The organism is Lentibacillus daqui, assembly GCF_027186265.1.
GTDB classification, from domain to species: Bacteria; Bacillota; Bacilli; order Bacillales; family Amphibacillaceae; genus Lentibacillus_C; species Lentibacillus_C daqui.
Genome location: NZ_CP114176.1, coordinates 2,093,859 through 2,118,662, shown reverse-complemented (window position 1 = coordinate 2,118,662; position 24,804 = coordinate 2,093,859). Strand labels below are relative to the sequence as shown.

Sequence of the window (24,804 nt, the reverse complement as noted above, 5' to 3'; positions counted from 1 at the left end):
GCAAAGAGAGGAGAGAACAATCATGGACGTAGCAGAAAATTTACGAGTGATTCAAGCAAATATCAGACAAGCTTGTGCGAAAAGTAATCGCAATCCGGATGACATAAACATCATCGGCGTAACGAAATATGTTACAATAGAACGAACAAAGGAAACAATTGAAGCTGGAATTAAGCATCTTGGTGAAAATCGTTCAGAAGGCTTTTTGGAAAAATATAATTATTTTAAAGATCAGGCAACCTGGCACTTTATCGGTACATTACAATCAAGAAAAGTGAAAGACGTTATTGATAAAGTGGATGCCATTCATTCACTTGACAGGCTCTCTTTGGCAAAGGAAATTCATAAACGCGCCAAACAAACGGTTGATTGTTTTGTACAGGTGAATGTCAGTGAGGAAGAATCAAAACATGGACTAACCAAAGATCGGGTGGAGTCATTTATTCGATCACTGCAAGATTTTGATCAGATACGTATTGTCGGTTTGATGACCATGGCGCCGCATACTGATGACGAGCATTTATTAAGAGAAACATTCCGACAGTTGGCAGCATTACGGGATATCATTGAACAACAAAAATTTCCCCATGCTCCATGTCATTACTTGTCAATGGGAATGAGCAATGATTATCAAATTGCGATTGAAGAGGGAGCTACACATATCCGGATTGGTTCCAAATTGGTCGGTTCATAACATAAATGAGGTGAAAATATGAGCATAAAAAATAAAATAAAAACATTTTTCACGATGGATGATGAATACGAATACGTTGAGGAACAGGAGGAACCGGAAGTGCCTGAAAGTATGTCAAAAGAGCAAGGACGAAATGTTGTCAATCTAAAAAGCTTGCAGCAGCCTTCTTCCAAGGTTGTTCTATGCGAGCCCGGATCCTATAATGAGGCACAGGAAATTGCTGATAACCTTATCAATCGCCGGGCTGTTGTGATAAATTTACAACGGATTGATCATCATCAGGCCAAACGCATTGTTGACTTTCTCAGCGGAACAGTTTACGCTGTCAATGGCGACATGCAAAAGCTCGGTGCAGAGACATTTCTTTGCACACCAGATAATGTAGATGTTTCCGGAAAAATTTCCGAAGCATTTATGAATGAAGTTGATGAAAAGGGATGGTAGCAAAGCATGTATCAATTATTAAATATTATTAATTTAGCCGTTGAGATATATTCTTATGCATTAATTATTTATATTTTTATGTCCTGGTTTCCAGGTGCACGCGAATCATCGTTTGGGGTGTTGATGGCCAAGATTTGTGAACCATATCTGGAAATATTCCGTAAAATTATACCGCCACTGGGAATGATTGATTTCTCACCAATCGTTGCTATTTTTGTACTATATTTAGCAAGAAGCGGCTTATTTGAGCTGTTCAGAATGCTTCTGCTTTAAGGTGAAACGACAATGGACATATCTCAGCACTTTCGCAGAGATAAACAAGAATTTATTGACCAGGTATTGGCATGGAAGGAACAGGTTGAAAACTCCTACATTCCAAAATTAACTGATTTTCTGGATCCCAGGCAACAACATATTATGGAGACGCTCATCGGTAAGCATGAGATACTTAGATTACATAAACATGGCGGTGGTCCATATACCGAACGTAAACGAATGATCATTGCTCCGATGTACGAGCCAATTGATGAGGCTGATTTTGAGTTGGTATTACTGCAGACAACCTACTCGAAAAAGTTTATTACTTTAACACATCGCGATGTTATGGGGGCATTCCTATCCTTGGGTGTTAAACGAAAAAAGCTGGGTGATATCCATGCAAAAGACGGCGTTGTACAAATCCTGATAGCCAAGGAAATCGCATCATATGTTCAAATCAATTTAACGAGTATCAGACAAGCAAAATTGAAATTCGAAACACAGCCGTTATCTGCTTTTTTAGGAGAAGAAAAACATTGGAAGGAAACAGAATGTACAGTTTCTTCATTGCGACTGGATACGGTTGTAAAAGAAATATACAAGCTTTCCCGCAAAGATGCCGCAAATTACGTTGAAAAAGGCTTGGTAAAGGTAAATCATAAAACAGTGGAAAATCCAGCCCTGCTTTTACAGGAAGGGGACCTGTTATCATTGCGGGGAAAAGGAAGAAGTAAACTGGTCACTATTAACGGTCAGACCAAAAAGGAAAAACGGCGGATTACAACGGCCATTTTAAAATAATTTCCTGTACATGCAGGAAAAACGCTATTTATGTAGAAATATAGCAGTATGAGTGTTCGATATTTTTTGTTAGGAGGTGGCCTTGTGCCATTATCACCACTAGATATTCACAATAAAGAATTCTCCAGAAGCTGGAAAGGCTATAATGAGGATGAAGTCAATGAATTTCTCGATCAGGTCATTAAAGACTATGAAATGACCATCCGGGAAAAGAAGAATTTGCAAGAAAAAGTGGAACAACTAGAGGGAAAGCTTGGACATTTCACAGATATTGAAACAACATTGAATAAGTCGATCCTCGTTGCCCAGGAGACAGCCGAAGAAGTGAAAGGCAGTGCATCCAAAGAAGCAAAATTGATTATTAAAGAAGCGGAAAAAAATGCCGATCGAATTATTAATGAAGCGCTGGAAAAGTCACGACGGATTTCAGCGGATGTGGAACAATTAAAAAAACAGGCGAAAGTTTTCCGGACACGATTTAGAATGTTGGTAGAAGCGCAATTGGACATGATTGATACCAATGATTGGGATAGGCTGCTTGATACGGAAATGGATGAAGAACCCGAATTAGCAGAAAATAATTCATAATCCTTGACGTTTCAGGAATTTATGCATATAATTTGTACACATATAATATATCTAATACGATGACAGAGACAGTATAAAAGATCGTCAGCTGTTAAAGCGAGTCAGGGTATGGTGGAAGCCTGATACAGTATCCTTTTAGAACATCACTCTGGAGTATCCATACGAACGGTTGCCTAGTAGATATGGACGGTTCATTCACGTTACGAATCTCTGAGTGAATTTAATTGTAATGAATTAAATTTATAAGGGTGGTACCGCGAGTCTTCTCGTCCCTTTTTTGGGATGTGAAGGCTTTTTTATTTGGATTTGAAAAAACCGCCTAATGTGGAGCCATATAATTAATTTGTAGGAGGAAAGGATATGGATTACAAAGAAACATTATTAATGCCGAAAACCAAATTCCCGATGCGGGGGAACTTGCCGAATAAAGAGCCGCTGCGTCGGAAAGAATGGGATGAAAACAACCTATATGAAAAGAGTTTGGAGCGTACAGAAGGAAGACCATTATTTGTACTGCATGATGGCCCGCCATATGCCAATGGTGATTTACACATTGGTCATGCCTTGAACAAAATTTTAAAAGACTTTATTACGCGCTACAAATCAATGGCCGGGTTCCAAGCCCCATATGTTCCGGGATGGGACACACACGGCCTGCCAATCGAAACAGCACTGGCGAAAAAGAAAAAAGTCAATCGTAAAAAGATGAGCGTCGCTGAGTTTCGTCAAAAATGTGCCGAATACGCGATGAAACAAATTGATAATCAACGTTCCCAGTTTAAAGAACTAGGTGTTCGTGGCGATTGGGAGCATCCATATATCACATTAACAAAGGACTATGAAGCAGCCCAAATCCGGGTGTTCGGGGAAATGGCAAAAAAAGGCTATATCTATAAAGGAATGAAGCCTGTTTACTGGTCTCCGTCATCAGAATCAGCACTTGCGGAAGCTGAAATCGAATATCATGATAAACGTTCCCCATCCATTTATGTTGCATTTGAGGTAACGGATGGAAAGGATCTTCTGGAAGGTGGCGAGAAATTCGTTATCTGGACAACAACGCCATGGACCATCCCGGCCAACCTGGGAATCAGCTTGCATCCGGACCTCACCTATGTGGTGGCACAAGTTGATGATGATAAATTTATCGTTGCCGAGGAGTTGTTACCTACTGTTGCAGAAGAACTGGGTTGGGGAAATCCGGAAGTTGTTAAAACATTCCGTGGTAAAGAAGCAGATAAAATAGTGACGAAACATCCATTTTATGATCGCGACTCGCTCGTTATGCTTGGCGATCATGTGACTGTTGATGCCGGTACTGGTTGCGTCCACACCGCCCCGGGACATGGGGAAGACGACTTCTACGTATCCAAACGATATGGCATTGATGCATTATGTCCAGTCGATGAAAAGGGTGTCTTTACAGATGAAGCCCCCGGTTACGAAGGGATGTTCTATGATACCGCCAATAAACCAATCACAGAGAAATTGGATGAGGTTGGTGCACTACTGAAGTTAAACTTCATTACCCACTCCTATCCACATGACTGGCGGACGAAAAAGCCAACCATTTTTCGGGCTACGTCACAGTGGTTTGCATCGATTAAAGATTTTCGCCAGGATATTTTGGACGAAATCAAGCGGATTAATTGGTATCCGCAATGGGGTGAAACGCGTCTTTACAATATGGTTCGGGATCGGGAAGACTGGTGTATTTCCCGGCAACGGACATGGGGTGTGCCAATCCCGGTATTTTATGGTGAAGATAAGGAACCAATTATTACTGATGAAACGATCGAACATGTATCGAAACTATTTGCTGAACATGGATCAAATATCTGGTTTGAGTGGGATGCCAAAGAATTATTACCCGAAGGATTTACTTCGGAACATAGCCCAAATGGTACGTTCACCAAAGAGATGGACATTATGGACGTTTGGTTTGACTCCGGTTCCTCGCATGAGGCGGTCTTGCTTGGTCGGGAAGATCACCGTCGTCCAGCAGATGTCTACTTGGAAGGCAGTGACCAGTATCGCGGCTGGTTCAACTCATCACTGTCAACAGCTGTTGCAGTAACAGGCAAGGCACCGTACGAAAATATTATCAGTCATGGATTTACCCTTGATGGGCAAGGCCGAAAGATGAGTAAGTCCCTTGGCAACACTATTGCTCCATCCAAAGTATTAAAACAGCTTGGTGCCGACATTTTGCGGTTATGGGTTGCCTCGGTTGACTACCAGGCAGATTTCCGGATTTCTGATGATATCTTGAAGCAGGTATCGGAAACATACCGAAAAATCCGTAATACATTCCGTTTCATGCTGGCCAATATCGCTGACTTTGATCCGGCTAAAGACCGGGTAGCGGAGAATGATCTGGAAGAAGTCGATCGCTATATGCTGCACCGCCTGCAGAATTTGATTAAGCGTGTTCGGAGAAGCTATGATAAATTTGAATTTTCGCCAATTTATCATGACATTCATAACTTCTGTGCAGTCGACTTAAGTTCATTCTATCTTGATTTTGCCAAAGATATTTTATATATCGAAGCAGCGGATCATCCTCGCCGCCGGAGCATCCAAACGGTGTATTACGACATCTTGACCAGCCTGGTTAAAATGTTGACACCGTTAATCCCGCATACAACAGAGGAAGTGTGGGAGTATATCCATGGAACTGAGGCAGACTATGTCCAATTGACCGACATCCCAGAGGCAAAAACGGTATTTGCCAATGAAACCGATTTGGAAAAATGGGATCATTTCATGAAAGTGCGCGATGATGTATTAAAGGCACTGGAAGAGGCACGTAATGAAAAAGTTATCGGTAAATCGCTGGAAGCAAAAATAACGATTGTGGCCAAGGACGAGAAAACAAAAGATGTCTTGGAGCACATTCCATATCTTCATCAGCTACTAATCGTCTCTGAAGCGGATGTGGCCGAAAGTATGGATGGTGGCAAGGATTATCGTTATGTGGATGTAAAAGTGGAAAAACATCCTGGCGAAAAATGTGCTCGTTGCTGGGTTGCATCGGAAACAGTTGGTGAAGACCACGATCATCCTGATTTATGTTCCCGTTGTGCAGACGTTGTGAAGACACATTATGCAGAGATAAACTAATTTGCTTTGGATGAGGCTGTCACAAAAGCTATCGTTTTGTGACAGCCTTTCACATTTTAAGCGGATGTTTTCGAAAAGCCAACGGAAATGCTGTACGAATCAGAGATACTGTCGGGAGTCGGAAATACAGTCCGAATCACGAAAAATACAGTCCAACCCCTGTAAAAAATCAAGCCCCAACAGGCAAAGCGTAATCTTTTATGGTAAAATGCAGGAGAAGTGTTTGTAACAATCGAAGCGGAGGATAACAGATATGTATTGGTATTATCTTATTGCACTGGTTGTCATTGGTGTTGATCAGCTGACAAAGTGGTTGATTGTAAAAAACATGGAATTGTACGAGCAGATTCCAATTATTAACGATTTTTTCTACATAACCTCGCATCGTAATAGAGGTGCAGCCTGGGGTATTCTACAAGACCAAATGATTTTCTTTTATATTATTACTGTGGTAGTAGTTGTTGGAGTAATTTTCTATCTGCATAAGTTTGGCAAAGATAGCCCGCTGTTGGCGGTGTCGCTGAGTCTGATTCTTGGCGGGGCAATCGGTAACTTCATTGACCGGATTTTCCGTCAAGAGGTGGTTGATTTTCTTGATTTTACCATTTTTCGTTATGACTTTCCGATCTTTAATGTAGCCGACTCCTGTCTTTGTATTGGAGTCATCCTTGTTTTGATTGCTACATTTATAGATGAGAAAAAGAAGGGGACAACAGCCAAATGACCGCACAACAGTATGAAGTACAGATCGAACAAAATAAAACACGGATTGATAAGTTGTTAGCGGAATTAAATCCGGAACAATCTCGGTCGCAGGTACAAACCTGGATTAATCAGGGTTTGGTTACCGTTAACGACCGTATTGTCAAGGCCAATTATAAATGCCAAACTGGTGATCTTGTTATGTGGTCAATCCCGGAGACAAAACCATTAGCAGTTACGCCAGAAGATATACCATTGGACATTGTCTATGAAGATCGTGATGTGGTGGTTGTCAATAAGCCAAAAGGAATAGTAGTTCACCCGGCGGCAGGACATACAACTGGCACATTGGTTAATGCGTTGTTGTATCATTGTCAGGATTTATCCGGTATTAATGGAGTTGAGCGACCAGGAATTGTCCATCGGATTGATAAAGATACCAGTGGTTTATTGGTGGTGGCCAAAAATGATCAGGCGCACGCTTCCTTGGTTGAGCAGTTGCAGGCAAAAGATGTGGAACGAAAATATGAAGCAGTCGTACATGGGGTAATTGCCCATGAACATGGTGTCATTGATGCACCGATTGCTCGTGATCCAAAAGACCGGCAAAAAATGGGGATTGTCGAACAAGGCAAACCTGCTGTCACCCATTTTAAGGTATTAAGAAGGTACGACCGTTTTACCCATGTGGAATGTCAGCTCGAAACAGGGAGAACCCATCAAATTCGTGTACATATGCGTTATATTGGTTTCCCGCTTGTTGGGGATCCCAAATATGGTCCGCGCAAGACACTGGATATCGGTGGTCAGGCTCTTCATGCCCGCGTGTTGGGTTTTACCCACCCAAAGACAAAAGAATGGCTGCGGTTTGAGGTGGAAGCACCGGCTGTATTTCAAAATCTGTTAAAGCAAATTGAAAAAATGTGTTGACATAAATGCTCAGGTTTGGAATAATAAATATAGTTGAATATGACCTTTAAAAAGTAGTCCTGTGAGGCTAAAAAGGAAGCGGTCATGATGTAACCATTCATCACGAATCCCTTTTTTCCTCTTGGAGAATAGGGATTTAATTTTGAAGAAAAGCAAAGGCGAAAGTTTACGTAACGCTTGAGCCAGATATGTTTATTAGGAGAGTCGTTATGAAGAAAAAAACCGAGGTGCTTGATCAGCCAGCAATCAATCGGGCATTAACCCGGATAGCCCATGAAATCCTTGAGAAAAATAAAGGTGGGGAAAATCTGGTACTGGTTGGTATTAAAACGAGAGGAGCCCCTCTGGCCAACCGGTTGCAGGAAAAGATTAAACAAATCGAATCGATTACCGTTCCAATCGGTGAATTGGATATCACGCTTTACCGGGATGATTTGGAGAAAGCAGTGAAAAATGATGAACCAGAACTAAAAAACACGAATATTGAAGTTGATCTGACCGGCAAACATGTGATCTTGATTGATGACGTGTTGTTTACCGGTCGAACAGTAAGAGCTGCAATGGATGCAGTGATGGACTTGGGTAGACCATCCAATATTCAATTGGCTGTCCTCGTTGACCGCGGTCACAGAGAACTGCCAATCCGTGCTGATTACGTCGGTAAAAACATCCCAACATCAGACAAGGAAATCATTGTTGTCGAACTCGGCGAAACTGATGATATCGAACAAGTATCGATTTTTGAAAAATAAATAGCAGGACCTTTAAGTGAATCCAGAGAGATTTGTAAGGTCGAAAAGAAACGTGTATGTGACAGGTTACAGGGGTATTAGAGAAAGGAGTGTCCTTCAAATGACAGATCCAACCTCTAACTCCTGACCACTTGCCCACTACTACCGCACCTCTTTGCGATCTTACGCAAAGAGGTGTTTTTTTATATTCAAAAAGCGGGGAATTGTTGCCAGGCGCGCGATCAATTCAAATGATGATCAAAACAAAGGAGGAGATCCAAATTGCAACATTTTATTTCGGTAAACCAATTATCGACGGAGGAGATATTTTCCATTATTGAAATGGCTGAAGATTTACGGCAGGGAGCATCCCAACATTTGCATCGCCAACTGTTTGCGGCAAATTTATTTTTTGAACCAAGTACGAGAACAAAAATGAGCTTTATCATTGCCCAGAAAAAATTGGGAATGGATGTGTTGGATTTTCACAGTGATATGGCAAGCGTTCGTAAAGGGGAAACATTGTATGATACAGCAAAAACTTACGAGGCAATCGGGGCAGATATGCTGTTTATTCGACATCAGGATGACACATGGTATGATGACCTCCTGCAAAATATCAAGATTCCCATTGTAAATGCCGGGGCAGGACAAGGCGAACATCCAACCCAATGTATGCTGGACCTAATGACAATCTATCAGGAATATGGCACGTTTACCGGTCTGGATGTCGTGATTGCCGGTGATATTAAACATAGCCGAGTTGCCCACTCCAATGCTCGGGCACTGAAACGTTTAGGCGCCAACGTCTATTTTTCCGGTGCACCGGAGTTTGTGGATATAATACGTGACATTCCATATATCCCGATGGATGAAGCAGTAGATATATGTGATGTCATGATGCTACTGCGCATTCAACATGAACGACATCAGTCGGTGTATACAGAAGATAAAGATATATATCTTGACAAGTATGGCTTGACAGTTGAACGGGAACAGCAAATGAAAAAGCATGCCATTGTGATGCATCCAGCTCCGGTTAATCGAGGGGTGGAGATTGATACAAGTTTAGTAGAGTGTCAGCGATCTCGCATCTTTCAACAAATGGAAAATGGCATGTATGTCCGCATGGCAATAATTAAAAATATTTCAGCAGAACGGGGGCTTATTCATGATTTTACTAAAACATGCAAAAAGGCTGCTGCCTACTAATGAATTGGTTGATTGCGAAGTGCTGATTGATTATGGAAAAATCGCCGAAATTAAACAGGAAATCACCAGTGAACCGGAGCAAATCATCGATTGTAAGGGGCGTTTGCTTCTTCCGGGATTTATCGATGTCCACGTCCATTTGCGCGAACCAGGCGGGGAGCATAAAGAAACGATCGAAACCGGAACAATGGCAGCTGCCAGGGGTGGTTTTACAACGGTCTGTGCCATGCCGAATACGAAACCAGTACCTGATAATCTGGAAACATTCAACCAGCTTCAGGAAAAAATCGAACAAGATGCCGTCATCCGCGTATTGCCATATGCCGCGATTACGAAGGGGTTAAAGGGTGACATATTAACACCGATCAATGAGTTAGCCGAACTGGGTACTTTTGCTTTCACCGACGATGGGGTTGGTATTCAAACGGCTGATCAAATGCTTCGGGCCATGCGGGAAGCTGCTGCCTGTGGAAAGCCGATTGTAGCTCATTGTGAAGATAACTCACTCGTCTATCAGGGCGTTGTTCACGATGGTGAGGTCAGTGAACGCCTGCAGTTACCTGGCATCCCATCATTAAGTGAGTCCGTACAAATTGCCCGCGATGTATTATTGGCAGAGACTACTGGTTGTCATTATCATGTTTGTCACGTCAGTACGAAAGAATCAGTGCGTGTGATCCGGGATGCAAAAAAGGCAAGCATTCCTGTTACAGCGGAAGTAACACCACATCACTTGCTTTTAAATGAAACAGATATACCAGCAAATGATGCTAATTTTAAAATGAATCCACCATTAAGGTCAAAGGAGGATCAGCAGGCATTAATCGATGGTTTACTGGATGGCACAATTGATTTAATCGCCACAGACCACGCGCCGCATGCTGCCGATGAGAAGGCTAACGGATTTTTGCAAGCACCGTTTGGAATTGTTGGTCTGGAAACAGCTTTTTCATTGTTATATTCCAAACTTGTGAAGACGCAAAAATGCACCTTATCTCAATTAGTCGACTGGCTAACTTTCAAACCTGCCCAAACATTTGGACTGCCTTATGGACGACTGGAAGCAGGCAGAATTGCTGACCTGACATTAGTAGATTTGGATGCAGAACGACAGATTAATAGGAATCACTTTTATTCACAAGGAAAAAATACGCCGTTTCATGGTTGGCATGTTACAGGTCTGCCAGTAATGACGATAGCAGCAGGAAAGATTGCTTACAAGGAGGATGATCATGTTGAAACGTCAACTGGTACTGGAAGATAGTTCGGTATTTATCGGTGAAGGATTTGGCAGTGAAACGATGACAATGGGTGAGATTGTTTTTCATACCGGAATGACTGGATATCAGGAAGTTATTTCTGATCCTTCTGCTTCTGGTCAGATCGTTGTCATGACGAACCCATCCATTGGAAATTACGGTATGAATCGGGACGATATGGAGTCAACTGCCCCAAGTGTTCACGGGGTTATCACAAAAGCATATGAGGAATATCCGTCCAATTTTCGCAGTGAAGAAACCTTAAATGATTTTTTAAAACGATACAATATTCCGGGAATCGCGGGGATTGATACAAGAAAGTTAACCAAAACGATTCGCCAGCATGGTACAGTGAAAGGTTGCATTGCCCCTGTTTCTGAGCCTGTTGAAACACTGGTAAGCCAATTAAGGCAAACGCCCATGCCAACAAATCTGGTTAGTCAAATATCTATAGTAAAACCATATGTTGTCCCTGGCAGGGGAAGGCGCATTGTGTTAGTAGATTTTGGTATGAAACATGGTGTTTTACGGGAACTTACCAAGCGGGATAATCATGTAACCGTGGTGCCGTATAACTATCGGGCAAAGGATATTTTACAACTAAAACCGGATGGCATTCTGTTGTCAAACGGTCCTGGAGATCCAAAGGCTATTCCGGAAGTCATGGAAATGGTGCAAGATGTGTTGGGTCAGCTGCCTTTATTTGGTATTGGCCTGGGCCATCAACTATTTGCCCTGGCATGTGGCGCCAATACAGAAAAAATGAAATTTGGTCATCATGGCACCAATCACCCGGTAAAAGATCTGGAAACAGGGAGGACGTATATGACCGGTCAGCACCATAGCTATGATGTTACCCATGAGTCATTGGGCAGGACCAATCTTGCTTTAACGCAAATAGCCCTAAATGATCATAGTGTGGAAGGAATCAAACATACAGTGTATCCAGCATTTTCTGTTCAATATTATCCTGAAGGTGCTCCAGGTCCGAATGATGCCAATCCGTTGTTTGATGCATTTTTGCAAATGATCGACGATACGAAGGAAGCCGGGAAAGGGGAACAAACATATGCCTAAAAATACAGCAATCGAAAAAATACTCGTCATTGGGTCTGGCCCCATTGTGATTGGACAGGCCGCTGAATTTGATTATTCCGGAACGCAAGGCTGCCAGGCATTAAAAGAGGAAGGCTACACAGTCATTTTAGCCAACTCGAATCCAGCAACCATTATGACGGATCACACCGTAGCGGATAAAGTGTACATGGAACCATTAACCATCGAATTTTTGAGTAAAATTATCCGGAAAGAACGACCTGATGCAATATTGCCAACGTTGGGCGGGCAAACTGGTTTGAATTTGGCTGTTGGGCTGGAGGCGACCGGGATTCTGGACGAATTTCATGTGCAATTGCTTGGTACGTCATTGGAGGCTATTCAACAGGCTGAGGATCGGGAAAAATTCCGGACGTTGATGCAAGAGCTGAATGAACCGGTTCCAGATAGCCAAATTGTGCATACGGTGGAACAGGCTTGCAGCTTTAGCGAAGAAATTGGCTTTCCGGTTATTGTACGCCCAGCCTATACATTAGGGGGCACTGGCGGGGGCATATGCAAAACCTTGGACGAATTGAAAGAGATTACCCAAAATGGTCTGGCACTTTCTCCGGTTAATCAATGTTTGATTGAAAAAAATATCGCCGGGTTTAAAGAGATAGAATATGAAGTCGTGCGGGACAAACAAGATCAGGCGATTGTGGTATGCAACATGGAAAACGTTGATCCAGTTGGTATTCATACGGGAGACTCAATCGTTGTTGCTCCGTCACAAACATTAAGTGATCGGGATTGTCAGCTCATGCGGAATGCATCGTTAAAAATTATCCGCGCACTCGGTATCGAAGGCGGATGTAATGTCCAGCTTGCCCTTGATCCAGATAGCTTTCAATATTACATCATTGAAGTGAATCCGCGTGTCAGTCGTTCGTCAGCTTTGGCATCAAAGGCAACCGGTTATCCAATTGCCAAAATAGCTGCAAAAATTGCTGTCGGATTAACATTGGATGAAATCATCAACCCAATCACGGGTAACACCTATGCTTGTTTTGAACCTGCACTTGATTATGTTGTTACCAAGATACCAAGGTTACCATTTGATAAATTTGTCGATGGTGACAGACTCCTTGGGACGCAAATGAAGGCAACAGGTGAGGTGATGTCGATTGGGCGAAGTTTTACCGAATCTTTGTTAAAAGGGATCCGCTCACTGGATATCGGAACGGAAGAATTTTGGCTGGGGAGCCTGGCAGATTTATCAACACAAGAGCTTCAACAAAAACTTGCCAAGCCAGACGATGAGCGCTTGTTCGTTATTGCCGAAGCATTTCGCCGGGGTATGACGGTTGACGAGATTTTCAGCTTAACAACTATTGATAAGTATTTCCTAATGAAACTGAAGAACTTGATTCATATGGAAGATGATTTAAAACAACAGCCGTTTTCGCAAATGATCTTAACGAAAGCAAAGCAGGCAGGATTTTCTGATATGCATATTGCCAGATTATGGGGTACATCGGTTGACGAGGTGTATCAATTTCGCATGCAGCACACAATTCGTCCCGCCTACAAAATGGTTGATACGTGTGCAGCCGAATTCGCATCTGCAACACCATACTTTTACAGCACCTATGATGACGAGAATGAATCGGTAGCATCTGGACGGAAAAAAATACTCGTCCTTGGATCAGGTCCCATTCGCATTGGGCAAGGAATTGAGTTTGATTATGCGACTGTTCATTCCGTGCTGGCGATCAAGGAAATGGGCTATGAAGCAATTATTATGAACAATAATCCTGAAACGGTATCAACCGATTTCAGTATTTCTGATAAGCTATATTTCGAACCACTGACATTGGAAGACGTTATGCATGTCATCGAATTGGAACAGCCTGAAGGGGTTATCGTTCAATTCGGTGGCCAGACAGCAATTAATCTGACAGCGGGATTACAACGGCGAGGGGTAACCATTCTGGGAACAAGCAGGCACGCCATTGACCAGGCGGAAGATCGGGATAAATTTGAACAATTACTAGAGGAACTGCATATCCAAAGGCCGAATGGAAAATCGGTACTAAAACCAGAACAAGCATTGATCGCTGCCCAAACCATTGGCTATCCTGTCCTGGTACGACCGTCCTATGTGATTGGTGGCAGCCGGATGGAAATCGTCCATAATGAAGAAGAATTGCGAGCGTATCTGGGTAAAGTAGCGAATAAGTCAAATGAGCACCCAATTTTAATTGATCAATATATTACGGGTATCGAAGTGGAAGTCGATGCAATATGTGACGGCGAAACTGTTATTGTTCCGGGGATGATGGAACATATCGAACGCGCCGGTGTCCACTCCGGAGACTCTATCGCCGTATATCCGCCACAACGACTAAGTCAAGTGGTGAAAAAGAAATGTATGGAACAGACGATAAAAATTGCTCGTGCTTTAAAGGTAAAAGGACTGATCAATATCCAATTCATTATTCAAAATGAAGATGTGTACGTCCTTGAGGTTAACCCAAGGGCAAGCAGAACGATTCCTTTCCTGAACAAAATCACCGGCGTTACCATGGCAAATCTGGCAACCAGATGTATATTGGGAGAAACACTTGCAGGCATGGGTTACCATACAGGATTGTTACCGGAATCTGATATGGCATCCGTGAAAGTACCGGTTTTCTCTTTTGCAAAATTGCGTAGTGTTGATACGACGCTTGGACCTGAGATGAAATCTACCGGGGAAGCCATTGGTCATGATCAAACATTGGAAAAGGCTTTATACAAAGGACTTGTCGCTTCCGGTTTAACGGTTCCACAAGAAGGTGCTGTATTGTTAACTGTTGCCGATAAGGATAAACAAGAGGCACTTGAGATTGCCACCCGTTTCCATCAGTTGGGCTTTCAACTATATGCAACAACCGGAACCGCTAATTTCATCAGACAACGAAACATTCCAGTAGTTGAGGTAGGAAAAGTTGCTACCGATGAACCAAACGTTCTATCGATAATCGAACAAGGTACGGTGCAATTGGTTGTCAATACGTTAACATCCGGAACAAAACCACGTTCAGATGGTTTTTGGATTCGCCGGAAAGCGGTAGAACACGGCATTGCCTGCTTAACAAGCCTGGATACAGCAACCGCCATAGTAAATGTGATTGATGCAACCACATTTTCAGCGCAGCCATTGGTGGAAAAACAGGTGGTGTCGGGATGAAACGGCTACAAATGATGGTAGTATCTGTAAAGGAAATTGCCTTGGATATAGTTGAAATGGTATTAAAACATCAATTAGCGGCGTCAACAGCGAAACCGGGACAGTTTTTACACATCCTGGTTGACGGACATACATTACGTCGGCCAATCTCGATCGCCGCGACAGATCCTAATCAAGGAACCGTCACCATTTTATTCAAAAAACTTGGTGCAGGTACACAGCAACTGGCTACCTGCAAACCAGAGACAATCATCGATGCATTAGGCCCTAATGGTAACGGATTTAGCTATGATTCGGATATGGGAACCGCATTACTGGTGGGTGGAGGAATAGGTATCCCTCCACTATACAATCTCGGGAAAGAACTAAATAAGCAAGGTATTGATGTCAAAGCGGTCCTCGGTTTCCAATCACATGACCAAGTGTTTTATGAAGACAAGTTTCGGGAAATTGGTGAAGCATGGATTGTGACAAATGATGGCAGCTATGGTTATAAGGGAATGGTAACTGATGTGTTGGATCAGATCGGATCGTTTGACGATTATTTTTCTTGTGGACCATTGCCCATGCTGCAAGCCGTAACAGTGGAATTAAGTGAAAAGCGCGGATATATTTCGCTGGAAGAACGAATGGGTTGTGGTGTCGGTGCCTGCTTCGCCTGTGTGATTCCAGCAAAAACGGAATCTGGTTACAAGAAAATTTGTCAGGATGGTCCCGTATTTGCAGCAAGTGAGGTGATCTTATGACAAATTTAACGGTTCATTTGCCAGGGTTGACATTGAAAAACCCGATTATGCCAGCTTCAGGCTGTTTTGGTTTTGGCCGGGAATACGGTGCATTTTATGATTTAAGTCAACTCGGAGCGGTGATCATGAAGGCAGCAACGCAGGAGGCTCGTTTTGGCAATCCAACACCACGTGTAGCCGAAACAACTGCTGGTATGCTCAATGCCATTGGTCTGCAAAATCCGGGTGTGGAACAAATTATTGCCTCCGAGGTTCCAAACCTGGCTTCTTATGACATTCCTGTTATCGCGAATATAGCCGGCAGCTCATTGGAAGAGTATGTAACTGTCGCCAAAGCCTTTAACAAAACAACTGCGATACAGGCGCTGGAATTAAATATTTCCTGTCCCAATGTCAAAGCTGGAGGGATCCAATTTGGTACTGATCCGGAACTGGCGGCAATGGTTACAAAAGCGGTGAAAAAGGTTAGCAATCATCCTGTATATGTAAAGCTTTCCCCTAATGTTTCAGATATTGTTGCCATGGCTAAAGCGGTAGAACAAGCAGGGGCAGACGGTTTGTCCATGATCAATACACTAACAGGGATGACCATCGATTTGGGAAACAAGCAACCACTACTAGCCAACCAAACAGGCGGGCTTTCTGGTCCGGCTATCAAACCAATTGCGATTCGAATGATTTATGAAGTGAAACAACATGTCTCCATTCCGATTATTGGTATGGGTGGGATTGGCAATGCTAAGGATGTATTGGAATTTTTATTGGCTGGTGCCAGTGCAGTGGCGATTGGTACAGCTAATTTTCAAAATCCATATATTTGTGCGGAAATCATTGATGCGCTGCCAGATATATTAACAACATATGGATTTACAAAGGTAACGGATGCGATCGGAAAGGGGCATGGCGCGTGAATAATAATATTTATCTGGCACTGGATTTTCCCACATGGATGGAGGCAAAAGCTTTCATCGATCGACATAATCTTAATGGGGTACCGGTGAAAGTTGGCATGGAGTTATTTTATCGGGAAGGACCCTATATTATTGAACAACTGAAAAAGGACAATCATGCCATCTTTCTTGATTTAAAGTTGCATGATATTCCGACAACAGTGAAAAAAGCGATGCAAAATTTGACGAAGTTGGATGTGGATTTGGTAAACGTTCATGCCCTTGGTGGCGGGGCGATGATTCAAGCCGCAAAAGAAGGGCTGTTGGCAAGTTCCAATAATCATACCAAATTGCTAGCGGTGACGATGTTGACTTCCATGGAAGAAACAGTGATGAATGAAGAATTAAGGATTTCCGGAAGCATGCAAGACAACGTCGTACATTTGGCTGCTATCGCTAAACAAAATGGAGCGGATGGTGTGGTTTGTTCGGTTCATGAGGCAAGCCAGCTGAAAACAGTGTGTGGATTGGATTTTCTTACCGTAACCCCTGGTATCCGTTTGCAAGAATCAAACACGAACGACCAGAAGCGGGTCGCCACACCTTCATTTGCCCGTGAACATGGTGCAGATATACTTGTAGTTGGCCGGGCAATAACCAATGCCCAGCAACCAAAACAAGCTTATATCAACGTATTAAAGGAGTGGAACAATGAAGTTAAGTCATGAAATAGCCCAGGATTTATTGGCAATAAAAGCAGTACAAATTCGTCCAGAACATTATTTCACCTGGACTTCAGGCATCAAGGCACCGATCTATTGTGATAATCGTCTGACCATGTCCCACCCGGCAGTCAGAAATAGAATTGCTAAGGGCTTTGTACAATTGATCGAACAAATGCCCGAGAAACCGGATGTGATTGCCGGCTGTGCAACTGCAGGGATTCCACATGCTGCCTGGGTTGCCGAAAAGCTTGATTTGCCGATGGTTTATGTTCGATCCAAGCCAAAAGCACATGGCAAGGGAAATCAAATAGAAGGGACATTTGAAAAAGGGGCAAGAGTAATTGTCATAGAAGATTTATTATCTACCGGGGGCTCATCATTACAAGCAGCAAAGGCACTCGAAAACAACGGGGCAATTGTATTAGGAGTCCTGGCTATTTTTTCTTACGGGCTGGAGAAGTTGGTCACGCAATTTAAAGAAGCGGATTTGCCTTATGAGACCCTTACAAACTACGATGAGTTGTTGCAATTACTTATGGATAACCAAACAATCGACAACGACCAATACCAGGCGCTCAAAGCATGGCGGCATACGTTGTAAATAAAGGCTGTTCGCAGGATCCAATCGGGTTCGTAGTGTCGCTTTATCTACGCGAAGGCTCAAGATTAGCACGGTAGAACGGGACTAACAATCAATGGGGGATAAAGAAAACCCCCATTGATTGAAGTTTCACGTTATGAAATAAGTTTCAATCCGATTGCTGAACATAGTACCATAGCTATAAAGACTATTCTTTTCCAATCCTTTGACTCCCCAAAAAATAGCATTCCAACCAAGGCGCCTCCAACAACACCAATTCCTGTCCAAATTGCATAACCTGTTCCCATAGGAATAAATCGTAATGAATAGCTGAGTAATGCAAGACTTAAGCCAAACCCCAAAATCAATAAAATGGCTGTTTGCCAATTTCTTTTCACAGATAATCGATTGATCATAGCAACACCAAATGTCTCCAATAAGCCTGCTAAAATTAAAGTAAACCAAGGCATCAAGATTCAGCCCCTTTCTCAACCTTTTCACTTGTGACTAATTTCAAACCAATGACGCCAGCTAATAGTATCATTATTAAAAGAATTTTTCCCCATTTGAATGGTTCTCCAAAGAAAAGAATGTCTGCAATGACAGTACCTGCTGTCCCTAATCCCACAAAAATGGCATAGACCGTTCCCGCAGGTAGTACTTGTGCAGCTGTTATCATTAAATAATTACTGGCTATAATGAAGATAACTGTCCCGGTCCATGTCCAAAAATCATAGGCGTGAGTCAACCCAATTACCCAAAACACCTCTAAAAAGGCTGCAATAAATACTTTGATCCAGTTCTTATTCATCTAAATGACTCCTCCAATTTTATTATTTGCCAAAAAATAAAAAGCCCGGGAGAAACTGTTAAACAGTTTTCTCCCGGGCTTTTATCCCTCCGTGGCACAATCGAGTTGTGAGTTTTCTCTCGGACCTGACCAACATTATAGTTGCGGAACCCTAGAAAACATTTTATCTATGTTATTGTTTACCATTATACAATTACATTTAATACTAATTCAAGTTAAAGGAGCTGGAATATAAAGGAGATTAGGTTGGCCAATGTCGGTACTCTTTTTTAGTCTGGAGTTTACGTCTTTGTGTATTCGAATCACTTCATCGTCATTCATCTTTTCCTGCATTATAAATCTGTATATTGATTTTATTTCTATTTATATATAAAATTAGGATAACACTTAAATAATCAGGAGGAATTTCCTTTGCGCAAAGACCAGTTCCAACGACCAAAAGGATATAATACATTAATGCTATTGATAAAAACAGTTGCAATCCTCTATCTATTGATATTAACCGGTAGCTATTTAACCTCGGACACGAAGGCATATTTTAGTGATCAAGTTACCGATAAACAGGTCATCCAGGCCGGAGAATGGTGGGATCAAAGCGAGCTTGAATTTACTGGTGAACCAACACAAAATGTCAAAGCCTGTCCGCCAACTGATATTGCTGTGCAAGTGCGAAATAATGGCGTTACGATGGCGGGGACAACAACATATGAAGTCTACTATAGCGAAAATGGTAATCCGAAAAATAATGGCGAAAAAATTGCAGATGGTACAATTGATCCAATTGCGACCGGTAAAACTAGCAAACTATCATTCCATGCAGAAAAAACAGGCACTTATATGTTTAAAGCAATACAACGTCCGGGATATGATGGAGATGACGATACAAAACATGCCATCTGGAGTGAAAAAGTGACGGTGGAATGTATCGAGAAACAAAACCAGGATCAGAAGGAAGAGAAATCGGAGACCAAACAGTCAGATGAATCAGAATCAATGGAAACAGAAATAAAGAAGTCCGAGGACGAGGTGGATAAAGGAACGAAGGCTGATAATAAGCCAAACAGCCCTGAAGAAGCTGATAAAAGTGTTGAAAAGGATTTAGGTGAGGCAGATTCTAATCAAGAAAGTGATGCAAAGGAAGATGAACAGGAACGGGCGACAATGATTGAACAAAAGAATGAAACTGACACAAAAGAAATAGAACCGGATCAGAATAAGGATGAAGTGGGAAATAAATAAAATATTTATAGAGGATGTTCAAAAAGTCCGGTAAAAATGACGCTTCGAATTTCGTCGTTGGCTTGCTTTTCCGCCCCTCATGTACCTTTTAAATAAAGAGACAAACAAACCGCTTGGGATCTTTAGTTTAATGAGGGGAGAGAGGATCAAAAGCAGGATAGGAAGGAAGAGAAATCAGATACCAAATAGTTGAATGATTCACAATCAACGGATGCAGAAGCGAGAAATCCAATAATAAAGTCGATAAGAAAAATAACAAGTTGGATTACGAGGAAAATGTTGATAGTAGTAATGAAGTGGATTTGGGTGAGGCAGATTCTGATTCTGTTCAAGAAAATGATGTAAAAGAAGATGAGGCTGTACGTGATCAACAGGATTAAACTGAGATGAACGGATAAAAAATCATTCATGGAAAGAGGATTTTTTAAAGCTATTGAAACATATAATTAGGGGGGTAAAATGGATAAAACAATACCGATAAAGAACCAAATGAACGGTGTTTTTGTTCATGTATCTAATTTGAAGGACTCAGTAAAATGGTATTCTAATTTGTTAGGTTTAGGTATTGATTTAGGTAAGGTAAAGTCACCTGTCTATAACATACCCCTAGTAGGAACAACTTCTCTCACTTTAGATGACCACACCCTTGACCCTGGATTCAAACATAATACAAGCCCTAGTCCAATTTTTAACCTTTATGCTCCGGATATTGACGAAGCCTATCGGTATATTAATGACAAAGGTATTCAAATTGTACGAGAAATAGAGAGGGTTGGTGAGACAGCTTGGTTTAATATAATGGATCCGGATGGTAACGTAGTGATGATCTGTGATTGTTAAAAAAGTTCGACACGTTCCATAGGTTAGGGCTTCCATTAAAGAGAGCAACTACGGAAAAATACACGTGTCATAAATTTCAGGGGGGGAAACCAGATGACGGTCAGATTAGAAAAAATGAATTCAATTGAATACCAACACTACTTAAGTTATGCAATTAAAAACTATGCAAACGAACAAGTTAAGTCTGGTAGTTGGAAACAACAAGAGGCAATCAGTAAGGCAATACAGGAACATGAAAAATTATTACCTGAAGGGGAGGAAACTGAAAACAACCATTTATTTACAATTCATGATGGGTACCAAGAGGTTGGTATGATTTGGTTAGCACAAAGAACAAATGAAAAAGGGTTTATTTATGACATTAACATTTGGGAAGGCAACCAAGGTAAGGGTTATGGTATGGAAGCAATGAAAGAAGTTGAAACCGTAGCTAAAAAGTTAGGATTGAAAAGTATAGGGCTTCACGTCTTTGGTCACAACAAAATAGCAAAAAAATTATATGAAAAATTAGGATACATAGAAACAAATATAAAAATGGAAAAACCATTATGAGACACGATACAATTCAGCAAACAGGCCGGATTGTCCAAGGAATTTTCATGTATTAAATATTATAAAGATCAATATTTCAAAACAATTGAAATACACTAAAGGTTTGAAACGTTAACCAGATTAATTTGTATTAGCTACCTCAACAAAAGAGTGCGATTTGCAAGTAATAGATTGCTCAATTTTGCTTACCTTAATATTTTATAGGAATCCGGGCCTATTAACGTAATAAGCCACTTTAAAGCTTTCAATATACTATAGTGGAGATATACTTTATAGGAAAAGAGGCAAGTAATGACACAAACATGTGGATTCATCTAATTATATTCATCAGCAGAAATTAACGGTTGTAAAACTGGAATAATAATTGCGTCCTTTCTTGGTTTATAGAGAATATGATTAAACCTGGCAGCAAAGGAGTCCGCATTCCTTTGATAATAAAATGAGAGGAGACTTTAAGTGAAGAAGATCAAATTTGTCATTTTTACGATGATCCCTGTAAGCTTTATCGCATTTTTTATATGGCGGTATGCTTCACGAAGACCTTGCCCTTTCTGGTTACGATGGTTTGTAGAGCTTGATAATCCATTTATAAAGAGCAATCGGGCGAAAGAAATCATTCAACAATCTAACATTCACCCAGGAATGCATGTGATTGATTTTGGGTGTGGACCAGGAAGACTTACTATTCCATTAGCAGAGAGTGTTGGTCCCTATGGAAAAGTAACCGCAATTGATATCCAATCAGAAATGCTACAACGGGCAGAAAGAAAGGCAATGGAAAGGAATCTAAATAATATTGAATTTGTACAGGGGAAAATCGGCGCGGGTAAACTCCAATCTACTCCATGCGACCGTGCTGTGCTTGTCAATGTCTTAGGTGAAATTCCAGATCGGTACGCAGCCTTCAAAGAAATTTTTGATGCCCTGAAGCCAGGTGGCATCTTGACAGTAACCGAGGTAATATTCGACCCACATTTCCAAAGACGGGAAACCATTTTGAAGCTCGCCAATCAAGCCGGGTTTCGCGAAAAAGATTTCTTTGGCAATTGGGCAGCATTTTCACTCTTATTGGAAAAGCCTAGATGAATAAAGGGTACACTTTGTATTGAAAGGAAATAACCATACTTAATCGACAACCATCTTTAACAGAAAATGTTACCAATTGTTGATAGATATTACCTTCAGTCTCCTGTATATTTAAATATATAAGGAGATGAAAAACATGATCGGTATGAATATACGCGTTTTGCGTAAAAAACATAATTTGAGTCAGGAACAATTAGCTGAGAAGGTAGACGTATCACGACAGACCGTAGCAAAGTGGGAAAACGATGAAGCCTTACCAGATATTTATAAATGCAAGATAATCAGTAATATTTTTCAAGTAACATTGGATCAATTATCCAGCAATATGAGTGAAAAAGAGGCGAGCCACCTTGCACCCAAGGGAAAGCAATTTTTTGGTGTTGTGAAGGTAGGAGAACGGGGGCAGATTGTGATTCCCAAACAGGCACGGGAAATATATCAGATTCATGCCGGTGATAAGCTGGTTGTTCTAGGAGAAGATGCAACAAAAGGGATTGCTGTTTTAAAAAGTGAGGGTTTCCTCGAGGTTGCAGAGTTGATCCGAAAAGCTGAACCAACGGGATATGAGTCAGAATGAGTAAAATTACATTTTTTTCGATACCTGCACATGGACATACTAATCCAACCATTCCTGTGGTAACCGAATTAGTAAATAGAGGACATCAAGTTTGGTATTATTCCTTTTTGGAGTTTCAGGAAAAAATAGAAGACGCCGGTGCTACATTTATTGCTTGTGATGAATTCTTGCCTCATCTATCACAAAAAGAATTGGATCGTAAGGCCGGCAAAGATTTTGCGGCATTGATTGAAATGGTTGCTGATACGACCATCAGTTTGGACGAGAAGGTATGTAAGGAATTAAGGGAAATTCAGCCGGATTGCATTGTATCTGACTCTTTATGCTTTTGGGGGAAATTATTCGCCAAAAAACTAGGAATACCATATATTTGTTCGACCACATCCTTTGCTTTTAACCGATATACAGCAAAATTGATGAAGCGAAGTTTAATGGAACTATTGAGAATGATCATAGGCATGCCTCGAATCAACAAAAAAATGAAATTGCTAAAGGATCATGGTTATGAATTAAAGAATTTTATATCTATTGTTCAAAATGATAATGAAACGGACACCATTGTTTACACATCGAAAGAATTCCAGCCAATGGCGGATACATTTTCCGATCGATATGCCTTTGTTGGACCATCCATCAAGCAGTCTCCACCAGTACAGAATGAAAATCAGAATAGAAAAGTTGTCTATATTTCCCTTGGCACGGTTCTTAATCAAAATCGGGATTTTTACCAAAACTGTATAAAAGCATTTGCAAAGACAGACTATGACGTTGTGATGTCAGTTGGTGAAGATACTAATATTTCTGCTTTTGGCAACATACCAGGAAACTTCACAGTAAAAAACTCCGTGGATCAGATATCGATATTACAGACAGCAGATGTATTTATTACTCATAGTGGAATGAATAGTGTGAATGAAAGCCTGTATTTTGGAGTTCCAATGGTTTTATTCCCGCAACATGGCGAGCAAAGAATGGTCGCTGATCGGGTTGCTGAATTGGGTGCAGGATTAGTGCTTAAAGGCAAAAAGCCAAAATATTTAGAAACAACGGTAGCTGAAATATTTACGAATCGGGCATACCAGGAAGGTGCGGAGAAACTGTCAGAAACCTTTAGAAAAGCCGGTGGCCCAGTAAAGGCTGTTAATGTTATTTTGAATAAAATTGAAGATGAATCTTAACGCTTTGTACTTTTGAATGAAACCAAACTATATATATGAAGACTTCAATACAAGGGTGCTTTAACCGGATAACATGTTCATTTACACCATATTGCAGACGGTATAAAAACACCATAGGAGTTCTTTATTATGTTTAAAAGATTCTTTATGTTTTTTTTTATCTTTAATAGTAGCTGTTATAGCGGTTTTACTGGCTGTTAAACATCCAACAGGTCCTAATACTGTTTCATACGATGAGCCAGCTGGTTTATGGATATCTATTGGAATGATAATAATGCTCTTTTTACCGCCTTTGATTTTATCGTTATTTAGCAATCGTGTTGTAAGAATTATATCTGTAGTGTATCAAGCGTTTGTTGTGATTTCATTTTCAGGAATTATACCAATTGGGTTTCTTTTTCCGAATAGCATTGGGGTAAGCGTTATTGCGGTTTTAGGAACTTTGGTCAGTATAGCAAGTGTTGTTATAACTTTAAGAACTGAGTCGAATAAAGAGGTTAAATTTTGATTTTAATTTACTTATGACAGGTAGTTTATAAGAATAGAAGGATTGATGAGCAAAGTGCAA

Annotated in this window: 26 protein-coding genes, 1 riboswitch and 1 other annotated feature; of the genes, 24 read left to right on the top strand and 2 right to left on the bottom strand. The window is 41.2% G+C overall.

Features of this window, described 5'->3' with window-relative positions:
- Positions 1 to 22: 22 nt before the first annotated feature.
- From O2S85_RS10765 to pyrE, 17 genes are all read left to right on the top strand, one after another.
- Positions 23 to 694, top strand: coding sequence for a YggS family pyridoxal phosphate-dependent enzyme (locus tag O2S85_RS10765; protein WP_269409343.1), 672 nt, complete (start codon positions 23 to 25; stop codon positions 692 to 694).
- 18 nt (positions 695 to 712) lie between these two features.
- Entirely contained in the window at positions 713 to 1,138 is a 426-nt protein-coding gene (locus O2S85_RS10760; protein WP_269409342.1) for a cell division protein SepF, read from the top strand.
- Positions 1,139 to 1,144: 6 nt separating this feature from the next.
- Positions 1,145 to 1,411: a YggT family protein gene (locus O2S85_RS10755; protein WP_269409341.1), complete on the top strand. Its 267-nt coding sequence runs from the start codon at positions 1,145 to 1,147 to the stop codon at positions 1,409 to 1,411.
- Positions 1,412 to 1,423: 12 nt separating this feature from the next.
- Positions 1,424 to 2,197 (top strand): YlmH family RNA-binding protein, encoded by a 774-nt coding sequence (locus tag O2S85_RS10750; protein WP_269409340.1) that lies wholly within the window; start codon positions 1,424 to 1,426, stop codon positions 2,195 to 2,197.
- Positions 2,198 to 2,281: 84 nt separating this feature from the next.
- A complete protein-coding gene (locus tag O2S85_RS10745; RefSeq protein WP_269409339.1) occupies positions 2,282 to 2,785 on the top strand; it encodes a DivIVA domain-containing protein in 504 nt (167 codons plus the stop codon).
- A 50-nt stretch (positions 2,786 to 2,835) separates the two neighbouring features.
- Positions 2,836 to 3,062: a binding site (T-box leader), on the top strand.
- A gap of 83 nt (positions 3,063 to 3,145) precedes the next feature.
- The gene (gene ileS, locus O2S85_RS10740; RefSeq protein WP_269409338.1) at positions 3,146 to 5,908 is read left to right on the top strand and encodes an isoleucine--tRNA ligase; all 2,763 of its coding nucleotides are present in this window, start codon (positions 3,146 to 3,148) and stop codon (positions 5,906 to 5,908) included.
- A 253-nt stretch (positions 5,909 to 6,161) separates the two neighbouring features.
- Positions 6,162 to 6,632, top strand: a complete 471-nt coding sequence (gene lspA, locus O2S85_RS10735; protein ID WP_269409337.1) for a signal peptidase II — start codon at positions 6,162 to 6,164, stop codon at positions 6,630 to 6,632.
- On the top strand, positions 6,629 to 7,540 hold the full coding sequence (locus tag O2S85_RS10730) for an RluA family pseudouridine synthase (protein ID WP_269409336.1): 912 nt from the start codon (positions 6,629 to 6,631) through the stop codon (positions 7,538 to 7,540). The genes lspA and O2S85_RS10730 overlap by 4 nt, the downstream gene beginning before the upstream one ends.
- A 209-nt stretch (positions 7,541 to 7,749) precedes the next feature.
- Complete coding sequence (pyrR, locus tag O2S85_RS10725) at positions 7,750 to 8,292, top strand: bifunctional pyr operon transcriptional regulator/uracil phosphoribosyltransferase PyrR (protein ID WP_269409335.1); 543 nt, start codon at positions 7,750 to 7,752, stop codon at positions 8,290 to 8,292.
- A gap of 261 nt (positions 8,293 to 8,553) precedes the next feature.
- On the top strand, positions 8,554 to 9,483 hold the full coding sequence (locus O2S85_RS10720; RefSeq protein ID WP_269409334.1) for an aspartate carbamoyltransferase catalytic subunit: 930 nt from the start codon (positions 8,554 to 8,556) through the stop codon (positions 9,481 to 9,483).
- Positions 9,443 to 10,747: a dihydroorotase gene (gene pyrC, locus O2S85_RS10715; RefSeq protein WP_269409333.1), complete on the top strand. Its 1,305-nt coding sequence runs from the start codon at positions 9,443 to 9,445 to the stop codon at positions 10,745 to 10,747. The genes O2S85_RS10720 and pyrC overlap by 41 nt, the downstream gene beginning before the upstream one ends.
- Positions 10,716 to 11,819, top strand: a complete 1,104-nt coding sequence (locus O2S85_RS10710; RefSeq protein WP_269409332.1) for a carbamoyl phosphate synthase small subunit — start codon at positions 10,716 to 10,718, stop codon at positions 11,817 to 11,819. Before pyrC ends, O2S85_RS10710 begins: the two co-directional genes overlap by 32 nt.
- Positions 11,812 to 15,012 (top strand): carbamoyl-phosphate synthase large subunit, encoded by a 3,201-nt coding sequence (gene carB, locus O2S85_RS10705; protein ID WP_269409331.1) that lies wholly within the window; start codon positions 11,812 to 11,814, stop codon positions 15,010 to 15,012. Before O2S85_RS10710 ends, carB begins: the two co-directional genes overlap by 8 nt.
- Entirely contained in the window at positions 15,009 to 15,758 is a 750-nt protein-coding gene (locus O2S85_RS10700; protein ID WP_269409330.1) for a dihydroorotate dehydrogenase electron transfer subunit, read from the top strand. The genes carB and O2S85_RS10700 overlap by 4 nt, the downstream gene beginning before the upstream one ends.
- Positions 15,755 to 16,669: a dihydroorotate dehydrogenase gene (locus O2S85_RS10695; protein WP_269409329.1), complete on the top strand. Its 915-nt coding sequence runs from the start codon at positions 15,755 to 15,757 to the stop codon at positions 16,667 to 16,669. Before O2S85_RS10700 ends, O2S85_RS10695 begins: the two co-directional genes overlap by 4 nt.
- On the top strand, positions 16,666 to 17,376 hold the full coding sequence (pyrF, locus tag O2S85_RS10690) for an orotidine-5'-phosphate decarboxylase (RefSeq protein ID WP_269409328.1): 711 nt from the start codon (positions 16,666 to 16,668) through the stop codon (positions 17,374 to 17,376). Before O2S85_RS10695 ends, pyrF begins: the two co-directional genes overlap by 4 nt.
- On the top strand, positions 17,360 to 17,974 hold the full coding sequence (pyrE, locus tag O2S85_RS10685) for an orotate phosphoribosyltransferase (protein WP_269409327.1): 615 nt from the start codon (positions 17,360 to 17,362) through the stop codon (positions 17,972 to 17,974). The genes pyrF and pyrE overlap by 17 nt, the downstream gene beginning before the upstream one ends.
- Positions 17,975 to 18,108: 134 nt before the next feature.
- Here pyrE and O2S85_RS10680 read toward each other — a convergent pair whose 3' ends face one another.
- Both O2S85_RS10680 and O2S85_RS10675 read right to left on the bottom strand, forming a co-directional pair.
- Positions 18,109 to 18,423 carry a DMT family transporter gene (locus O2S85_RS10680; protein ID WP_269409326.1) on the bottom strand — a complete coding sequence of 105 codons (315 nt, stop codon included), beginning with the start codon at positions 18,421 to 18,423 and terminating at the stop codon, positions 18,109 to 18,111.
- A complete protein-coding gene (locus tag O2S85_RS10675; RefSeq protein ID WP_269409325.1) occupies positions 18,423 to 18,764 on the bottom strand; it encodes a DMT family transporter in 342 nt (113 codons plus the stop codon). Before O2S85_RS10675 ends, O2S85_RS10680 begins: the two co-directional genes overlap by 1 nt.
- A gap of 68 nt (positions 18,765 to 18,832) precedes the next feature.
- Positions 18,833 to 18,930, bottom strand: a riboswitch (guanidine-I (ykkC/yxkD leader).
- 245 nt (positions 18,931 to 19,175) lie between these two features.
- Here O2S85_RS10675 and tapA point away from each other — a divergent pair.
- The 7 genes from tapA (at position 19,176) to O2S85_RS18970 (ending at position 24,744) form a co-directional block, all read left to right on the top strand.
- Positions 19,176 to 20,003: an amyloid fiber anchoring/assembly protein TapA gene (gene tapA, locus O2S85_RS10670; RefSeq protein WP_269409324.1), complete on the top strand. Its 828-nt coding sequence runs from the start codon at positions 19,176 to 19,178 to the stop codon at positions 20,001 to 20,003.
- Between the two features lie 459 nt (positions 20,004 to 20,462).
- On the top strand, positions 20,463 to 20,843 hold the full coding sequence (locus O2S85_RS10665; RefSeq protein WP_269409323.1) for a VOC family protein: 381 nt from the start codon (positions 20,463 to 20,465) through the stop codon (positions 20,841 to 20,843).
- A 93-nt stretch (positions 20,844 to 20,936) separates the two neighbouring features.
- Positions 20,937 to 21,395: a GNAT family N-acetyltransferase gene (locus O2S85_RS10660; protein ID WP_269409322.1), complete on the top strand. Its 459-nt coding sequence runs from the start codon at positions 20,937 to 20,939 to the stop codon at positions 21,393 to 21,395.
- A 456-nt stretch (positions 21,396 to 21,851) separates the two neighbouring features.
- Complete coding sequence (locus tag O2S85_RS10655; RefSeq protein WP_269409321.1) at positions 21,852 to 22,481, top strand: class I SAM-dependent methyltransferase; 630 nt, start codon at positions 21,852 to 21,854, stop codon at positions 22,479 to 22,481.
- 136 nt (positions 22,482 to 22,617) lie between these two features.
- Positions 22,618 to 23,058 (top strand): helix-turn-helix transcriptional regulator, encoded by a 441-nt coding sequence (locus O2S85_RS10650; protein ID WP_269409320.1) that lies wholly within the window; start codon positions 22,618 to 22,620, stop codon positions 23,056 to 23,058.
- Positions 23,055 to 24,236, top strand: a complete 1,182-nt coding sequence (locus O2S85_RS10645) for a macrolide family glycosyltransferase (RefSeq protein WP_269409319.1) — start codon at positions 23,055 to 23,057, stop codon at positions 24,234 to 24,236. Before O2S85_RS10650 ends, O2S85_RS10645 begins: the two co-directional genes overlap by 4 nt.
- A gap of 166 nt (positions 24,237 to 24,402) precedes the next feature.
- The gene (locus O2S85_RS18970; RefSeq protein ID WP_269412554.1) at positions 24,403 to 24,744 is read left to right on the top strand and encodes a YdeH family membrane protein; all 342 of its coding nucleotides are present in this window, start codon (positions 24,403 to 24,405) and stop codon (positions 24,742 to 24,744) included.
- The last annotated feature ends 60 nt before the right edge of the window (positions 24,745 to 24,804 follow it).

What these genes read in the sequence shown, in the direction of transcription:
- O2S85_RS10765 (WP_269409343.1), top strand. Translation starts at nt 23, where the DNA reads ATGGACGTAGCAGAAAATTTACGAGTGATTCAAGCAAATATCAGACAA.
- O2S85_RS10760 (WP_269409342.1), top strand. Translation starts at nt 713, where the DNA reads ATGAGCATAAAAAATAAAATAAAAACATTTTTCACGATGGATGATGAA.
- O2S85_RS10755 (WP_269409341.1), top strand. Translation starts at nt 1,145, where the DNA reads ATGTATCAATTATTAAATATTATTAATTTAGCCGTTGAGATATATTCT.
- O2S85_RS10750 (WP_269409340.1), top strand. Translation starts at nt 1,424, where the DNA reads ATGGACATATCTCAGCACTTTCGCAGAGATAAACAAGAATTTATTGAC.
- ileS (WP_269409338.1), top strand. Translation starts at nt 3,146, where the DNA reads ATGGATTACAAAGAAACATTATTAATGCCGAAAACCAAATTCCCGATG.
- lspA (WP_269409337.1), top strand. Translation starts at nt 6,162, where the DNA reads ATGTATTGGTATTATCTTATTGCACTGGTTGTCATTGGTGTTGATCAG.
- O2S85_RS10730 (WP_269409336.1), top strand. Translation starts at nt 6,629, where the DNA reads ATGACCGCACAACAGTATGAAGTACAGATCGAACAAAATAAAACACGG.
- pyrR (WP_269409335.1), top strand. Translation starts at nt 7,750, where the DNA reads ATGAAGAAAAAAACCGAGGTGCTTGATCAGCCAGCAATCAATCGGGCA.
- pyrC (WP_269409333.1), top strand. Translation starts at nt 9,443, where the DNA reads ATGATTTTACTAAAACATGCAAAAAGGCTGCTGCCTACTAATGAATTG.
- O2S85_RS10710 (WP_269409332.1), top strand. Translation starts at nt 10,716, where the DNA reads ATGTTGAAACGTCAACTGGTACTGGAAGATAGTTCGGTATTTATCGGT.
- carB (WP_269409331.1), top strand. Translation starts at nt 11,812, where the DNA reads ATGCCTAAAAATACAGCAATCGAAAAAATACTCGTCATTGGGTCTGGC.
- O2S85_RS10700 (WP_269409330.1), top strand. Translation starts at nt 15,009, where the DNA reads ATGAAACGGCTACAAATGATGGTAGTATCTGTAAAGGAAATTGCCTTG.
- O2S85_RS10695 (WP_269409329.1), top strand. Translation starts at nt 15,755, where the DNA reads ATGACAAATTTAACGGTTCATTTGCCAGGGTTGACATTGAAAAACCCG.
- pyrE (WP_269409327.1), top strand. Translation starts at nt 17,360, where the DNA reads ATGAAGTTAAGTCATGAAATAGCCCAGGATTTATTGGCAATAAAAGCA.
- O2S85_RS10680 (WP_269409326.1), bottom strand. Translation starts at nt 18,423, where the DNA reads ATGCCTTGGTTTACTTTAATTTTAGCAGGCTTATTGGAGACATTTGGT.
- O2S85_RS10675 (WP_269409325.1), bottom strand. Translation starts at nt 18,764, where the DNA reads ATGAATAAGAACTGGATCAAAGTATTTATTGCAGCCTTTTTAGAGGTG.
- O2S85_RS10665 (WP_269409323.1), top strand. Translation starts at nt 20,463, where the DNA reads ATGGATAAAACAATACCGATAAAGAACCAAATGAACGGTGTTTTTGTT.
- O2S85_RS10660 (WP_269409322.1), top strand. Translation starts at nt 20,937, where the DNA reads ATGACGGTCAGATTAGAAAAAATGAATTCAATTGAATACCAACACTAC.
- O2S85_RS10650 (WP_269409320.1), top strand. Translation starts at nt 22,618, where the DNA reads ATGATCGGTATGAATATACGCGTTTTGCGTAAAAAACATAATTTGAGT.
- O2S85_RS10645 (WP_269409319.1), top strand. Translation starts at nt 23,055, where the DNA reads ATGAGTAAAATTACATTTTTTTCGATACCTGCACATGGACATACTAAT.